Annotated in this window: 14 protein-coding genes; 6 read left to right on the top strand and 8 right to left on the bottom strand. The window is 46.6% G+C overall.

Translation table 11 applies throughout. The features are described from left to right. The first annotated feature begins 84 nt into the window (after window positions 1–84). From HMPREF2794_RS06320 to HMPREF2794_RS06310, 3 genes are all read left to right on the top strand, one after another. Complete coding sequence (locus HMPREF2794_RS06320; protein WP_070751168.1) at window positions 85–2307, top strand: TonB-dependent receptor; 2223 nt, start codon at window positions 85–87, stop codon at window positions 2305–2307. A gap of 47 nt (window positions 2308–2354) precedes the next feature. Further along, the gene (locus HMPREF2794_RS06315; RefSeq protein WP_022301604.1) at window positions 2355–2714 is read left to right on the top strand and encodes a heavy-metal-associated domain-containing protein; all 360 of its coding nucleotides are present in this window, start codon (window positions 2355–2357) and stop codon (window positions 2712–2714) included. A gap of 61 nt (window positions 2715–2775) precedes the next feature. Continuing rightward, window positions 2776–4992, top strand: coding sequence for a heavy metal translocating P-type ATPase (locus HMPREF2794_RS06310; protein WP_010537852.1), 2217 nt, complete (start codon window positions 2776–2778; stop codon window positions 4990–4992). A gap of 170 nt (window positions 4993–5162) precedes the next feature. Here the strand turns inward: HMPREF2794_RS06310 and HMPREF2794_RS06305 are convergent, their stop codons facing one another. After that, window positions 5163–5999, bottom strand: coding sequence for a helix-turn-helix domain-containing protein (locus HMPREF2794_RS06305; RefSeq protein ID WP_010537853.1), 837 nt, complete (start codon window positions 5997–5999; stop codon window positions 5163–5165). Window positions 6000–6088: 89 nt separating this feature from the next. Between HMPREF2794_RS06305 and lipB the strand changes: the two genes are divergently transcribed. Further along, complete coding sequence (gene lipB / locus HMPREF2794_RS06300; protein WP_029425531.1) at window positions 6089–6754, top strand: lipoyl(octanoyl) transferase LipB; 666 nt, start codon at window positions 6089–6091, stop codon at window positions 6752–6754. On the opposite strand, the gene HMPREF2794_RS06295 is transcribed toward lipB, so the two are convergent. The 7 genes from HMPREF2794_RS06295 to HMPREF2794_RS06265 all read right to left on the bottom strand — a co-directional run bounded on the left by HMPREF2794_RS06295 (window position 6751) and on the right by HMPREF2794_RS06265 (window position 15219). Then, a complete protein-coding gene (locus HMPREF2794_RS06295; protein ID WP_022301601.1) occupies window positions 6751–7683 on the bottom strand; it encodes a PorV/PorQ family protein in 933 nt (310 codons plus the stop codon). The two genes, lipB and HMPREF2794_RS06295, sit on opposite strands and share 4 nt — an antisense overlap. Window positions 7684–7694: 11 nt before the next feature. Beyond that, complete coding sequence (locus tag HMPREF2794_RS06290) at window positions 7695–9242, bottom strand: N-acetylmuramoyl-L-alanine amidase-like domain-containing protein (RefSeq protein WP_022301600.1); 1548 nt, start codon at window positions 9240–9242, stop codon at window positions 7695–7697. A gap of 1 nt (window position 9243) precedes the next feature. Continuing rightward, entirely contained in the window at window positions 9244–11232 is a 1989-nt protein-coding gene (locus HMPREF2794_RS06285) for an OPT family oligopeptide transporter (RefSeq protein WP_010537857.1), read from the bottom strand. Between the two features lie 97 nt (window positions 11233–11329). Then, on the bottom strand, window positions 11330–11737 hold the full coding sequence (locus HMPREF2794_RS06280) for a DUF1573 domain-containing protein (RefSeq protein WP_010537858.1): 408 nt from the start codon (window positions 11735–11737) through the stop codon (window positions 11330–11332). Window positions 11738–12425: 688 nt separating this feature from the next. Beyond that, window positions 12426–13025: a DUF4923 family protein gene (locus HMPREF2794_RS06275; RefSeq protein WP_010537859.1), complete on the bottom strand. Its 600-nt coding sequence runs from the start codon at window positions 13023–13025 to the stop codon at window positions 12426–12428. 6 nt (window positions 13026–13031) lie between these two features. Further along, entirely contained in the window at window positions 13032–13640 is a 609-nt protein-coding gene (gene yihA / locus HMPREF2794_RS06270; protein ID WP_010537860.1) for a ribosome biogenesis GTP-binding protein YihA/YsxC, read from the bottom strand. A gap of 124 nt (window positions 13641–13764) precedes the next feature. Further along, window positions 13765–15219, bottom strand: a complete 1455-nt coding sequence (locus HMPREF2794_RS06265; RefSeq protein WP_010537861.1) for a sodium:solute symporter — start codon at window positions 15217–15219, stop codon at window positions 13765–13767. Window positions 15220–15363: 144 nt separating this feature from the next. Between HMPREF2794_RS06265 and recR the strand changes: the two genes are divergently transcribed. Both recR and HMPREF2794_RS06255 read left to right on the top strand, forming a co-directional pair. Further along, the gene (gene recR / locus HMPREF2794_RS06260) at window positions 15364–15981 is read left to right on the top strand and encodes a recombination mediator RecR (protein ID WP_022301075.1); all 618 of its coding nucleotides are present in this window, start codon (window positions 15364–15366) and stop codon (window positions 15979–15981) included. A 36-nt stretch (window positions 15982–16017) separates the two neighbouring features. Then, a complete protein-coding gene (locus tag HMPREF2794_RS06255) occupies window positions 16018–16467 on the top strand; it encodes a hypothetical protein (RefSeq protein WP_010537863.1) in 450 nt (149 codons plus the stop codon). The last annotated feature ends 4 nt before the right edge of the window (window positions 16468–16471 follow it).

Genomic DNA, 16471 nt, shown 5'->3' with positions numbered 1-16471 from the left:
GTTATGAAAGCAAAGGGAATGAATGCAATTTAGTTGCAAGAGAAATGAATTAATTTTGTATCTCAACAATAAGTTTAAGAAAGAATGAAATATATGATAATGGGCCTGTTCTCATTACTTGCGGTTACAACCTATGCGCAAGTACGGGGGGCGGTCAAAGATAATACCGGAGAACCCATTCCGGGTGCTAATGTATTCTGGATGAATACGGGTCAGGGAGTAACAACGAAAGAAGATGGTAGTTTTTCTATCTCCAAACCTTCGAAAAGTCACATGCTGGTGGTCAGTTTTATCGGTTTTCAGAATGATACGATTCATGTCAGCAAGAAGAATCAGGAGCTGGATATCATCCTTCGGGATGGTGTAGAGCTGAATGAAGTGAATGTGGTCAGCCGCAGAATGGGAACGATGAAGTTGCGGAGCAGTGTGATGAATGAAGAGATGATAAGCAGTGCCGAATTGAGTAGAGCTGCCTGTTGCAATCTTGGAGAAAGCTTTGTGACCAACCCTTCGGTGGACGTGAGTTATTCGGATGCTGCAACGGGAGCCAAACAGATTAAACTGCTCGGATTGTCCGGAACTTATGTGCAGATGCTGACAGAGAATATCCCGAACTATCGTGGCGCGGCTTCCCCTTATGGACTGGGATATGTTCCCGGTACGTGGATGCAGAGCATACAGGTTTCCAAAGGAATCTCTTCTGTGAAGAATGGCTACGAAGCTATCACAGGACAAATCAATGTCGAGTTTAAAAAGCCGCAGTTGCCGGAAGCCGACTGGGTATCCGCCAATCTTTTCGCAAGCAGTACCAGTCGGTATGAGGCGAATGCAGATGCCACCCTGAAGTTGTCCAAACGCTGGAGCACCTCTCTGCTGGCACATTATGAGAACGAGACCAAAGCACACGACGGCAATGATGACGGCTTCGTAGATATTCCCCGGGTAGAGCAATATAATGTCTGGAACCGATGGGCATATATGGGAGATCACTATGTTTTTCAAGCAGGTTTCAAGGCATTGTCCGAAAGCCGGAACAGCGGACAGGCACATCATGCAGGTATGCAGTCCGATGATCTCTATAAGGTAGGAATCGATACCGAGCGTTATGAGCTTTTTACTAAGAATGCTTATATATTCAATAAGGAGAAGAATACGAATCTGGCATTGATTCTTTCTGCCAGCTGGCACAATCAGGATGCGATGTACGGACGAAAACTCTACAATGTAGACCAGACGAATGCGTATGCTTCTTTGATGTTTGAAACGGAATTTAATAAGCTGAACAGTTTCTCGGCAGGATTGAGTTTCAACTATGACGCCTATGACCAGCATTATCGGCTGGAGAATAAAACGGAATTGCCGCTTATAAAGGCATTTGCCAAAGAAGCGGTTCCCGGAGTCTATGTGCAATATACGTTGAATCTGAATGACCAGTGGATGCTGATGGCAGGTCTGCGCGGCGATTATAGCAGTGAGCACGGCTTCTTTGTGACCCCGCGTGCGCATCTGAAATACAATCCGAATGAGTATGTACACTTCCGCCTGTCTGCCGGAAAAGGTTACCGTACGAATCATGTACTGGCAGAGAACAATTACCTGCTTTCCAGCAGCCGAAAGGTTGAAATAGCGAACGGGCTGGATATGGAAGAAGCATGGAACTATGGCGCCAGCGTATCTACATATATACCCATATTAGGCAAGACGCTGAATATCAATGCCGAGTACTATTACACCAACTTCCTGAAACAAGTAGTAGTAGATATGGACAGCAATCCTCACGAAGTCGCTTTTTACAATCTCGATGGACGTTCCTATTCGCATGTGTTCCAAGTAGAGGCAAGCTATCCTTTTTTCAAAGGATTTACTTTGACAGGGGCTTACCGTCTGACGGATGCTCAGACAACCTACAAAGGTCAGCGGATGGAGAAACCACTGACCAGTAAATACAAGGGATTGCTGACCGCTTCGTATCAGACACCACTCGGAATATGGCAGTTTGATGCTACGCTCCAACTCAATGGCGGAGGAAGAATGCCTGCTCCTTATGAATTGGCGGACGGTCAGTTGTCCTGGGAGCGCCGCTACGGTAGTTTCGAACAATTGAGCGCTCAAATAACCCGCTATTTCCGTCGTTGGTCCATCTACGTAGGAGGGGAGAACCTGACCAACTTCAAACAGAAGAACCCGATCATTGATGCTGCGAATCCGTGGGGAAGTAACTTTGACTCTACGATGATATGGGGACCTGTGCACGGAGCAAAGGCGTATATCGGAGTACGTTTCAATCTGGCAAGAAACAGTGACTAAAGTGATAAAAACAGAAATGAATGATGACCATTAAAAGAATAAGAAAAATGAAAACAAGAAGATGGATGGCCACTTTCGTGGTGGCTCTTTTGAGTGTGACAGCTGTACTGGCAAAAGACATTCGCGTCGTAGTATTCAAAGTCTCTCAGATGCATTGCGAGAACTGCGAGAAGAAAGTGAAAAACAATATGCGCTTTGAAAAAGGTGTGAAAGAACTTTCTACCGAGCTGAAGGACAAAACGGTGTCTATCACCTACGATGCCGAGAAGACGGACGTGAAGAAGTTGCAGGCAGGATTCAAGAAGTTCAATTACGAGGCGGAGTTTGTGAAAGAAACCAAACAGGAAGGCAAGAAAGACGGCAAACAAGAATCTCAAAAAGAAGAAAAGAAAGCCGATAAGAAGTAATCGAACAAATACCCATATTGGCTTGTTTTATAACTACTAATCATTAAAGAGTAAGGATTATATGGGTAATATAGCAAAAAAGGCGTTTCCCGTGCTCAATATGCATTGTGCGGGATGCGCTAACAATGTAGAAAAAACAGTGAAAAAGTTGTCGGGAGTCGTTGATGCTTCCGTCAACTTTGCTTCAAATACATTGACGATTTCTTATGAGGACGACAAGCTGACTCCCGGAGAAATTCGTGCAGCGGTACTTGCTGCCGGTTATGACTTGATTGTAGAAGAAGCGAATAAAGAAGAACGTCGGGAGGAGGAGCAGCATAAGCGTTATCTCCGCCTGAAACGGAAAGTGATCGGTGCGTGGATATTTGTCGTACCGCTCCTTATCTTTTCTATGGTATTGATGCACATGCCATATTCTAACGAGATACAGATGGTGCTCACCATTCCGGTAATGGTACTCTTCGGAGGCAGTTTCTTTACGGGAGCATGGAAGCAGGCCAAGGTCGGGCGTAGTAATATGGATACGCTGGTCGCGTTAAGTACCTCGATAGCCTTCCTTTTCAGTTTATTCAATACCTTCTTTCCGCAGTTCTGGACAGATCGCGGATTGGAACCACACGTCTATTACGAAGCTTCCGCAGTGATCATTGCTTTCGTTCTGACCGGAAAAATGATGGAGGAACGTGCCAAAGGAAATACTTCGGACGCAATTCGCAGGCTGATGGGAATGCAGCCCAAAGTGGCGCGTGTGTTGCGTGGCGGGATAGAGGAGGAGATACAAATAGACCTCTTGCAGGTAGGCGATAGGGTTGTAGTCCGTCCCGGCGAACAGATTCCGGTGGATGGCCAGCTTTCGGAAGGAGAATCGTATGTGGATGAAAGTATGATTAGCGGTGAGCCGATTCCGGTAGAGAAGAAAAAGGGCGACAAAGTCCTTGCCGGGACAATCAATCAGCGCGGGTCATTTATCATTCGTGCCTCCCAGGTGGGAAGTGATACAGTGCTTGCGCGCATCATTCACATGGTGCAGGAAGCACAAGGCAGCAAAGCTCCTGTGCAGCGTATTGTCGACCGTATTACTGGGATTTTTGTCCCTGTCGTGCTCGGAATCGCCATCCTGACATTTATATTGTGGGTTGCCATCGGTGGCAGTGAGTATATTTCTTACGGTATTCTTTCTGCTGTATCTGTTCTGGTCATAGCCTGTCCCTGTGCTTTGGGGCTTGCCACTCCTACTGCATTAATGGTAGGAATCGGTAAGGCTGCCGGACAGCATATTCTGATCAAAGATGCCGTTGCTCTGGAACAGATGCGTAAGGTCAATGTAGTGGTGCTGGATAAAACCGGGACATTGACTGAAGGGCATCCTACCGCTACCGGATGGTTGTGGGCACAGCCGCAGGAAGAACATTTCAAGAATGTACTTCTGGCTGCCGAACTAAAATCGGAGCATCCGTTGGCAGGTGCGATTGTAACTGTACTTCAGGATGAGGAAAAGATAACTCCCGCTCCTTTGAGCAGCTTTGAAAGTATCACAGGAAAAGGGATAAAGGTGTCTTATCAGGGCAATACTTACTGGGTAGGAAGCCACAAACTTCTGAAAGATTTCAGTGCTACGGTCAGTGATGTCATGGCGGATATGCTGGTACATTACGAATCGGATGGGAACGGAATTATATACTTTGGACGTGAGAACGAGCTTCTGGCTATTATTGCAGTTTCCGACCCGATAAAGGCAACTTCTGCTGAAGCGGTGAAAGAACTGAAACGACAGGGTATTGACATCTGTATGCTCACCGGTGACGGACAGCGGACGGCTTTGGCGGTCTCTTCCCGTCTGGGCATTGAGCGTTTTGTGGCAGATGCCTTGCCGGATGACAAAGCCGAATTTGTGCGTGAACTGCAAATGCAAGGAAAGAAAGTAGCCATGGTGGGCGACGGTATCAATGACTCGCAGGCTCTTGCATTGGCTGACGTCAGCATTGCGATGGGGAAGGGAACGGACATCGCCATGGATGTCGCTATGGTGACATTGATGACTTCCGATTTGTTGTTACTCCCCAAAGCCTTTGAACTGTCCAGACAGACTGTACGACTGATCCATCAGAATCTTTTCTGGGCATTCATCTACAATCTGATCGGTATTCCTATCGCTGCCGGAGTCTTATTTCCTGTCAACGGATTGTTGCTGAATCCGATGCTGGCAAGTGCTGCTATGGCATTCTCCAGTGTGAGTGTAGTGCTCAATTCGTTGAGTTTGGGAAGAAGGAAGATTTAAGCAGAGAGCATATAAAGCGCTCCTTTATGATTTTAAATTAGGCACGGATTACACGGATTAACACGGTTTTTAATAGTTTGTTTAATCTCTTAAAACCGTGTTAATCCGTGTAATCCGTGCCTAATATTATTATGTTGACCGATGTTTAGAAGTAGCTTTTATTACCAGACTCAACTGTTTCTAAACTCCAGAGGAGACATTCCCACATGCCGTCTGAAGAATTTGCAGAAGAAAGAGGGATTAGGAAAATTCAACGAATAAGCTATCTCCTGAATCGTCATATCCGTGCCTTTTAGTTGCGCTTTGGCATCGATAATGACGATATAGGCTATGGTATCCAGCACGCTTTTTCCCGTCACTTGCTTGACGGTGGTGCTCAGATGCTGAAGAGAGATTCCCAGCTGATCGGCATAGAACTGTGCACAGCGCTGATCCTTGTAGTGTTCAGTAATTAATTGAATCAACTTCCGGCAAATCTCCTTCTTACGGTTTGAATGATTGTTTCCCGTATAATTCCGGTACATCAGCTGGACACTTGTCAGAATAGTCTGAAGCGACAGGTCTGCCAATTTGGAATCCATTTTGAAAGACTCGTCACAACTGGCATGAGATAATAAGGCAAAATATTCCTTCAGATAGTCGGCGATATTTTCGGAAAGAGGGATGATAGGCTGTTCTATCAGTTTGGGATAGGCGCTTCCGATTGTCGTCAACAGATTGATATGCCCGATACATTTGGCGGAGAAACCGGCAAAGCAGAGACTTACCTTTTCCGCTTTCTCGCGGAACTGAATGATGGTGCCGGGCAATAAAGTGATCAGGTCATTCGGGTGAACCTCATATTCCAGCAGGTTGATGGAGACTTTCATAGTACCTTCCGTACAGACTGCGAAAATGCACGCCTGTAACCGGCACGATTGTTTGTAGATGTTCAGAATATCTTCAGTTACTTTGGTCCATGCTAACACCTCCAGGGGCAAATCTACTTGTGGAACTTCCATTTTCATAAGAGTGTTTGTTATCTTTGGTTTAAAGTGCTTGTTATATTCGGTCTACAAATGTACGATTTTTCTTTTTATTTCTTACTTTTGTCCTCATGAAAACTGTATTAGTCGATTGGAATTTGATTCCGTACTCCGAAGCATGGCAGCGGCAGACGGAATGGTTTGATGCCGTTGTCCGTGCAAAAGCGCAGGGAGAAACGTACGAAAATCGTATTATAATGTGCGAACATCCGCATGTCTATACTTTGGGGCGTAGCGGAAAGGAAAATAATATGCTGTTGAATGACGAGCAGTTGAAAGCCATTCAGGCTATTCTTTATCATATAGATCGGGGAGGGGACATCACTTATCATGGTCCCGGACAGTTAGTTTGTTATCCGATATTGAATCTGGAGGAGTTTCAGCTGGGATTGAAGGAATATGTGCACCTGCTCGAAGAGGCTGTGATACGTGTCTGTGCTTCCTATGGCATTGAAGCGGGGCGGCTTGAGAAGGCGACAGGTGTATGGCTGGAGGGAAACACCCCCCGTGCCCGTAAGATTTGCGCGATCGGAGTGAGGAGCAGCCACTACGTCACTATGCACGGTCTGGCTCTGAATGTGAATACGGATTTACGCTATTTCAGCTATATTCATCCCTGTGGATTTATAGATAAAGGCGTCACTTCCCTTCGTCAAGAGTTGAAGCACGAAGTGCCTGTGGACGAAGTGAAGCAACGCCTTGAATGCGAGCTTAGGAAACTGCTTGAAAGAGCTTAGAACACTATTCCAACACTGAGTTGCCACGTACGGTGCATAAAGCAGTCGCTGTCTGCCAGTGCGTACGAGAAGTCTGCACGGATTGGCCAGAAGTTGATTCCGCATCCCAGTGTACCGTAGTTGCCTGTACCTTTGTCATTGTCTCCGAAATGGTATCCTGCGCGGACTACACCGTATTTCAAGAAGTTGTATTCAGCTCCGATACCGGCTTGAAGATGGCGGTATTCGGATGGCAGCAGATAGTTCAAGTCGAGTGCTACTTGCAGGCGGTTTTCCATGCTGAACGGAAGATCGACCGCTCCACCCAGTCCGAGTCGGGCAGGCAGCTTCTGACCGTCCAGTTTACCGCCTAAGTTGGCGGCCTGAAAGCCGATAGTCCATGAGGCCATTTCATCCAGAATAGCCATGCTGCGATGATAGCTGGCACCGAAATCCATAGATACCGATCCTTTGCTGTCCGCGTCCTTATAGGCTTTTGCCTGTAGATATCTGAGCGTTAATGATACCGACAGGTTCTTGGCTATATTTCTGAAATAGGCAGCCTCCAGATTCCAGGCACGGGCATGGTCTTTCGGACCATCCTCCCAATGAAAATCAGCATCTTTATAATGACGGAATCCTACGGTAAATCCATGTTTCCCTTCCCGTCCGATGCGGTAGAAGAGGGAAGCGCTGTGCATACCATAGTCCTTATTTATGTCAGCGTATGAGTAGCTGGCACCCATTACATCCTGTGAGAAAGCGATGGTGGAAGCGTTATGAAAGATAGCCGTACTTCCGTTGTCAGTGATAGCTAATCCTGTGCCGGCCATACCTGCCGATTGGGCATCCGGAGTAATCTCCAGAAAAGAGGCGTTTGCCACTCCTTGTGCTCCCAGAAAAGCAGGCAACAAACACGAGGCGAGAAGGAAATGTTTTACTCGTTTCATAATCATTTGTTTTAAGGGTGAGACATCCGGACGACACGTATGCCTGTCCACGATTTGTTATTGTTGAGCATTTGGCTGAGAGGCTCTTCGCTGAGGACAACCTTGCCCAGAGTAGAAGAAGCATGGAGCAAATGCAACTTTCCGTTTACAAAGTTAGCTATCCCTACATGAGCTATATCCAGTCCCGGAAGCTTCGTGGTGATAGCAATCACGTCTCCGTCCATGATCCACGGGAGTCCCGTGTCGGGCAGTTTGTTTTTAGGCAGCCAGTGCACCTTCTTTCCGGACAATGCTTTCTCATATTCAGCCATCCGTTTGACGTTTTCCGGCGAATCTGCCAGATGCTTGTATTGCTTGGGATGGGTGGACATATAAGAGAGGGATAGCTTGGTGGTCTGTGCGCTGTTTCGGGCGGTGACATCTTCCAGAAGTCCCTGGCGGACACCGTTCTCAATCCAGTCGGAGGTATAGTGAAGCCGCGAAGTATAGCCGTCTATGATGCCGTCCCGGTAACGTATCTTTTGCAGGTTATCGGCAAAAGAAGAACCCAATGCCTGTGCCAGCGTATATTCTACAAAGGTGAGGCAATCTACTGTTTGGGGGGCGATGACTAACGTCTCTTCTGTTCCCTGATCCAGCGTGTTGGCTACATACTTTGTGCCCAGATACGATTTTCCGATTCTTAACATCGGCTCCGCATCTTGGGGAAATACGACACCGTCACGCAGCCACTTTTCCAGTTCCTGCGTCCACTGTTGCTTGTATTTGAAGTTGTCCCGATATCCCCAGCCATGTCCTCCTGTAGGGTAGACATGAAGTGATGCGGGAACATTGTTCTTCTGTAGGGCGAGATAATAGTTCACCCCGTTGGAAGGAGGCACAGCGCCGTCATCGGAGGAGAGAACGATAAATGCCTGCGGAGTATCAGATGTCACTTGCAGTTCGTTGGAGAAGTGTCGTATCTGCTCCGTTGTCGGGCTTTTGCCCAGAAGCTCATTTCTCGAACCTCCATGAGTGTTTTGCAGCATGGTAACTACCGGATAGAGCAGAATCTGAAAATCCGGACGGGTTTCCGCACTGTAATGGGTAGCGAGGGTAGAGGCCAGGTGACCTCCCGCAGATGCTCCCATAATTCCTATTTTACGAGGGTTGATGTTCCATTCTCCGGCATGTTCACGTACGATGCGAATTGCTCTTTCTGCATCCGACAAGGGCACTTCGCAATGACCGTTCGGCATCCGGTATTTCAGTACAATGTAAGTGATGCCTTGTCCGCAGAACCAAGGTGCCATGTCATGTCCTTCATGATCCATCGCAAGGCGGCTGTAGCCGCCTCCGGGACACATGATGACCGCCATTCCGTTCGGCTGTGGGGCACGGTAAACGGTTATGGTGGGGGCTGTGACATTGCTGAGCCTATGGGGTGACACTTCCTTTTCACCACCGGTCAGTCCGTTGGAGTTGGGAGCACCGTTGGGCCACAAAGGCAGCTCGACAGGCTGTTGTGCAAATGTCATTGCAGTCATAAGTGATACTATAACAGATAATAGTTTCCTCATATTATTTTACTTTCATGGAAGCCTTGATAAAGTAGAGGATCAATAAAGCGTAAGCTCCTAATGCTAACACTTCCGACCAAGTATTGTTCAGCCATGTTTCGTTGACCAGATTGACGCCGCCGAAACGCATTGCCGCACTGACTACGCCCATCAGAGCGCCTCCAGCAATGAAGCCGGATGCCAGCAGTGTTCCCTTTTCACCTCGTTCCGTATTGAGCGCTGTATCTTTGCTGCGGCTCGTAACGTACCAGTTGACGGCACCACCCACTACCAACGGCACGTTCAGTTCCAATGGAATAAACATACCCAGTGCGAATGCCAGTGCGGGAATTTTGAAGAATGTCAGTACAATGGCCAGTACAGCACCGATACCGTACAGCAACCAAGGTGCGCCTACACCGCTCATCAACGGCTCTATCACGGCAGCCATCGCATTGGCCTGCGGTGCAGCCAGTGCGCCACTGGTGAATCCGTATGTCTTGTTCAGGATAATCATGACACCGCCTACTGTAGCTGCTGAAACGATTGTTCCCAAGAATTTCCATGTTTCCTGTTTGGCAGGTGTGCTACCCAGCCAATAACCAATTTTCAGGTCAGTGATGAAACCGCCTGCCATTGAAAGTGCCGTACATACCACACCACCCATAACGAGCGCGGCAACCATGCCCGAAGGACCTTTCAGTCCGACAGCCACCATCACTACGGAAGCCAGAATCAGTGTCATCAGCGTCATTCCCGATACCGGATTGGTTCCTACGATGGCGATCGCATTGGCGGCTACGGTAGTAAACAGGAACGAAATACCTGCTACGAGTGCAATCGCTACCAGTGTATGTACTATATTTCCCTGCATGATGTCGAAGTAGAAGAACAGTACAATCAGAATCAGCGTAATGATAGAACCGATAGCGATGATTTTCATTGAAAGGTCGCGCTGTGTACGCATGATATTTTTTTCTACGTTGCCCTTGCCACCCATTTCTTTGGCAGCCAGTCCGACAGCGCTCTTGATGATTCCCCATGAGCGGATGATACCGATGACACCTGCCATGGCAATACCGCCGATACCGATGCTTTTGGCATAATACTTGAAGATTTCTTCGGGGCTCATCATGCCTACCGTAGAGGTGATCTCAGGATTCCATGCGTTCAATACGCTGTCTCCCCAGATGGCAGACATTCCGGGAATGATGATCCACCACACTGCCAGTGATCCGGCACAGATGATGGAAGCATATTTCAGTCCGACGATGTAGCCCAGGCCGAGTACGGCAGCTCCTGTATTTACTTTAAATACCAGTTTCGCTTTCTCTGCCAGCATTTCTCCGGCGCCGCATACACGGGTAGTGAAGTTCTCGTTCCACCAGCCGAAAGTGGCTACGATGAAGTCATACAATCCACCGATCATTCCTGCCATCAGTAACGGTTTAGCCTGACTGCCGCCTTTTTCGCCGGATACCAGTACCTGCGTTGTAGCAGTCGCTTCCGGGAAAGGATATTTGCCGTGCATATCGCTGACGAAGTATTTACGGAAAGGAATCAGGAACAGGATACCCAATACACCACCCAGCAATGAACTGATAAATACCTGCATAAAGCTGACCGTCATTTCGGGATATTTGACTTGAAGGATATAGAGGGCGGGAAGGGTGAAGATGGCTCCGGCTACGATGACACCGGAACATGCCCCGATGGACTGGATAATTACATTTTCTCCTAACGCATTTTTTCTTTTAGCTGCTCCAGAGACTCCTACGGCGATGATGGCGATTGGAATAGCTGCCTCGAACACTTGTCCCACTTTCAGCCCCAAATAGGCGGCTGCTGCCGAGAAAAGGATTGCCATGGCGATACCCCACGTTACTGACCAAAAATTTACTTCCGGATAATTCTTGGAAGGACTCATCAGGGGATTGTACACTTCCCCCGGTTTTAACTCTCTGAACGCGTTTTCAGGTAGTCCGGTGAATTTGTCTTCTTCTTGTTTCATATTATATTTTTAGTAGTTTATGCTTTAAGACTTCAAAGTAAACAAAAAAAAAGGAGAACCAAAAGATTCTCCTTTACGTTTTATGGTCTATTTTTTCTTACTTCTCATCTTTCTTCTCATCTTTCGGGGTCATATCGCCTTCAATATAGAGTCGTACCATCTCTGTTTTTGCATTGGTACGCAGGGTAATTGATTTTTTGAAGTGTCCCGGATATTTGCCTGTTCCGTTATAAGTTACTTTGATTGTACCTTTCTTTCCCGGCTGGATCGGTTCTTTGGTATATTCCGGCACTGTACATCCGCAAGATGCTACTGCCTGATGAATTACTAAAGGAGCGTCACCGATATTAGTGAAAGTGAATACGCAGCTTACTACCGGACTGTTTTCAGAGAATTTTCCAAAATCGTGTGTTGTTTTGTCAAACTTGATATCAGCGTTAGTCTGGGCAAAAGCGAAACTTACTCCTACCACTAACAAGGTCATTAAAAAAAGTATCTTTTTCATTCTTCCTTCTTTTTATTGATTACGAATGACAAAGGTACTGCTTTTTCCGGAAAGTATCCCGTTGGCAGAGTTAATTTAATCGAAAAAAGGGAATAAAATACTTCGGCTTGTCGTTGAGCTCCCGGCTTGGTAACCTTGACCGCCGAGCTTAATAAACCTGACCAGCGAGGTGAGAATGATTAAGCACCGAAGTGGGCAGGGTTAAGCACCGAGGCGAATCGAACTGAGTACCGGGACGAATAACTCTGTTTGCCCGATTAATTTCTTTCCGAATGGTTTTGAATGAAGAATTGGCTGCGCTATCACGCTGCAAAGTAATTCTTCATTCTTCATTTCAAATCGGAAATGAACAAAATTATAAATTGAGGATTAGGCACGGATTACACGGATTTCACGGTTTTAGTGCTATGATTACGTAAAAAACAACCGTGTTCATCCGCGTAATCCGTGCCTAAATATATTCTTTTCCGATTCGAAAGCAAATCGGCGGCGGCGAAATTCTTTCTTTTCTTTCTTAATAATTCTATTTCTTTAGAATAGAATTCTCTACTCTTCTCTTCTCTACTGGTTTTGATTGGGTTTTTGCGCCCTATTCATGGGCGTTTCAGAGCTTAGGTTTTTTTATTAAGCCATTTTTTCCGCCATGTTTTTCATCTGATTTTCTCCAGCCGAATGAACTAAATGAAGACTATTTCTTTAATCCGAATCCCAGCATCATCCCGTCGTAGTTTTCAGCAAGTGAGCTTACTGTTTTCAGTGCGGTGCTGTTTGTCTTGCTGCCGAGGAATGTCATTAATTTGAGTAGTTTGTCGGAGTTGAACAGCAGGTCCATAGAGTTGGAGGTGCAGTTCACTTTCGCGTGCAGGTTCAGGAGTTTCAGGTATTTCAAGTCTACCTGTTTGGTAGAAGCGTTATATGAATAGGTACCACTCAGTTTCTTTTTTCCAACAGTGCTTGTAAAGGTGCTGTCGGCGTTGAAAGTGAAACTCATTTGTCCTTCTTTGATGCCCACTTTGGTTAGTTGTTCGTTCAACTTGTTTTCTGCCATCGTGGCGGCTGCGGCTCCTCCTGCTTTCATCAGCAGATTGTCCGATTCAAATTCTACTGCCGATCCGCTGTAAGTCCATGTGCCTGTCATGTCTATCGTTTCGGGTGTTCCGGTGATGGCGTTTACTACTTTGGAAATGTTGTCTTTATTGAGCAAATCTTTTAATGATTGTGCCTGACTGTTGCTTGCTGTCAATGAGAATATTGCAATCCATGCAATAAATAAAATGTTCTTTTTCATTTGCGTTTACTTATTTTTATAGAGTTCTTTACTGATGTTTTCTATATAGTCGAGGATTTCGGTACGCCCTGTGCGGTCTTCCGAGGAAGAGACGAAATAAGGAGGGAGTTCTTCCCATTGCTTGCCCAGTTCGCGCAGATAAGCGTTGATATTCATTTTCAGACGTCCGCCTTTCAACTTGTCTGCTTTGGTGAAGATGATAGAGAAAGGGATGCCGTTTTCGCCTAACCATTCCATAAATTCCAGATCTATTTTCTGAGGCTCCAGACGACTGTCTATCAGTACAAACAGGTTTGTCATCTGTTCCCGTTCGAGGATATAGTCTTCGATGATGGTACGTATCTGGTCTTTGCCTTTTTGTCCGCGTCTGGCGTAGCCGTATCCGGGAAGATCGACCAAATACCAGCTTTGGTTAATCAGGAAGTGATTGATAAGCATTGTTTTACCCGGTGTGGCTGAGGTCATTGCCAGTCCTTTGCGGGCAGTCAGCATATTGATAAGGCTCGACTTTCCTACATTCGAACGGCCAATGAAGGCGTATTCGGGAAATACTCCTGTCGGACATTTCCTTACGTCCGTGTTGCTAATCACAAATTCTGCACTTGTTATTTCCATTTTATTGTCATTTATTTCTTTGTTTTTCTACTTCTAATAAACTCTCTTGTCATTTCTAATAAACTATTGCGTCGTTTATAATAAATTCTATCATTATTTATTATAAACGTTGGAACACCTGTTTTTAAGGGGTTTTTACCGCTTTCTCTTTTCCGGACAGCAACATGATCCCCGCAAAGGTAAGGCTTCCGTTTAACATTAGCAATTCATAGCCAAATTTATATCCGGTTTCTTTGCTGATCCACCAGTCCAGAGCGTAGCAGAGCACCGGAGAGGCGATGGCGATGAGCGGGACCAGCCGGTCGTTTGTCTGCCGGCGGGTGAATAATCCGAAGGCGAACATGCCCAGTAAAGGTCCGTATGTGTAGGATGCGATGATGTAGATCGCGTCAATCACGCTTTTGTTGTTCAGCATTTCCACCAGACAGATGAAGAAAGCCAGCAGGACGGAGAGGAGCAGATGCACTCTCTTTCTTTTGCGGCGGGCCACTTCTTCCGTGTCCTTCTCTGTGTTTAGCAGGTCTATGCATACGCTGGTGGTCATGGCAGTCAGGGCGGAATCCGAATTGCTGAAAGCTGCGGCGATGATGCCGATCGTAAAAAGAATCAGTACCGAATGTCCCAGATATCCTTGTGTGGCAAACATGGGAAGGATATCATCATTCATAGCCGGCAGTTCCAGTTGCATTTGCCCGGCTAAGGCAAGCAGCAGGATGCCCAGACACAAAAACAGGAAATTCAGCGGGATGAATGAGAATCCGTAGCAGTACATATTCTTTTTGGCCTCGCGCAGGTTGCGGCAGGAGAGGTTCTTTTGCATCATATCTTGGTCGAGTCCGGTCATTACGATCACGATAAAGATTCCGCTAAAGAATTGTTTGAAGAAGTTTTGGCGGGAAATCCAGTCGTCGAATACGAAAATCCGGCTATGTTCGCTGTTGCGGATGGTTTGTACGATGCCGTCAAAGCCTGTATCCAGCTTCTGTATCGTGAAGTAGATAATGAAAAGCAGGGCTGCGATCAGGCAGAACGTTTGCAGGGTATCTGTCCATACAATCGTTTTGATTCCACTTTTGTGGGTGTATATCCATACGAGGGTTACGGAGCCGACAGCAATCACCCAGAAAGGAATATGCATCTCCTGAAACACATGAGTGTGCAGGATCAGACAGACGAGATACAGTTTGGCTGCTGTTCCCAGCATACGGGAGAGCAGGAAGAAGAAAGAACCGGTGCGGTAAGTGTGTACGCCGATACGTGTGCCGAGATATCCGTAGATGCTTGTCAGGTTTAGCTTGTAGTATAGCGGCAGCAATACATGCGCTACGATCATGTAGCCGAAAAAGAAGCCGAGCACCGTTTGCATGTACGTCATGTCCATTCCCCGTACCATGCCCGGTACGGATACGAACGTCACGCCGGAAATAGAAGCGCCAATCATGCCAAAAGAGACTACATACCAAGGTGATTTGTTTTCTCCTTTAAAGAACGCTGCATTTGATCCGCCTTTGTGTCCGGTGATGTGGGCTATCAACAATAACCCTGCAAAATAGCATACAATAGTGACAAGTATCATCATATCGGCTGCAAAGGTAACACTTTTAGCTCCTTTTTATATATCAAATAGCACTATTTATCGACAAATTCCGTTTGATATAGGTATAAAAAAACAATAATCCGTATCTTTGCGCTCGAAACAGATCGAATTTCATTTGTAGTCTATATGAACCAACAATATCCTTCCGTCCTGCTCGAAAAAGCAGTAGGCGAATTTTCCAAACTTCCGGGCATCGGGCGTAAGACGGCGATGCGGCTTGTATTGCATCTGCTCCGGCAGGATACAGCCACTGTGGAGGCATTCGGCAACTCCATTATTACGCTGAAACGTGAAGTGAAGTATTGTAGAATATGCCATAATATATCGGATACTGAAACTTGCCAGATTTGTGCCAATCCGCAGCGTGATGCTTCCACTGTCTGCGTGGTAGAGAACATCCGCGACGTGATGGCGGTAGAGGCTACCCAGCAGTATCGGGGACTTTATCACGTACTGGGCGGAGTGATCTCTCCGATGGACGGGGTAGGACCGAGTGACCTGCAAATTGAGAGTCTGGTACAGCGGGTATCCGAAGGCGGGATCAAAGAGGTCATCCTCGCTTTGAGCACTACGATGGAAGGAGATACCACCAACTTCTATATCTACCGTAAACTGGAGAAGATGGGAGTCAGACTGAGCGTAATCGCACGTGGCATATCCGTTGGCGACGAACTGGAATATGCCGACGAAATCACTCTGGGACGCAGTATTGTCAACCGGACTCTTTTTACCGGAACCGTATAACCTGAATTAATTATTTGAACGAATATCGTAACTAACATGGAAGAACAGATAAAACGCGCAGTGAGAAACTTGAATATCAGTTATGTTTTCTTTTGGGTGCTTCCCGCATTCTTGCTCGGGGCAGGGGAGTTCGACCTCCTTCCTGTGGGAGCTTTGGTTGACAATGTGCAGGCTACCTATTATTTTGAGACTATTGGCATTCTGCTGACCGCTTTATGCGTGCCGCTTGCATTGAAGCTATTCAGCCTGGTACTGAAAAAGAAAATAGACTACATGACCATTCCCCTTGCATTAAAACGTTATGTACAGTGGAGCATGGTACGCCTCGGATTGCTCGAAGCGGCTATCATCCTCAACGTATTGTGCTATTATCTGACTCTCAGCAACACCGGAAACCTCTGTATGCTGATCGGCCTGACCGCTTCCCTTTTCTGTCTGCCCAGCGAGAAAAGGCTTCGTAACGAACTTCATATTAATAAAGAGTAGGCCG

The organism is Bacteroides sp. HMSC067B03 (genome assembly GCF_001811315.1).
Lineage (GTDB): Bacteria > Bacteroidota > Bacteroidia > Bacteroidales > Bacteroidaceae > Bacteroides > Bacteroides faecis.
This window is presented reverse-complemented; position numbering and strand designations above follow the sequence as displayed.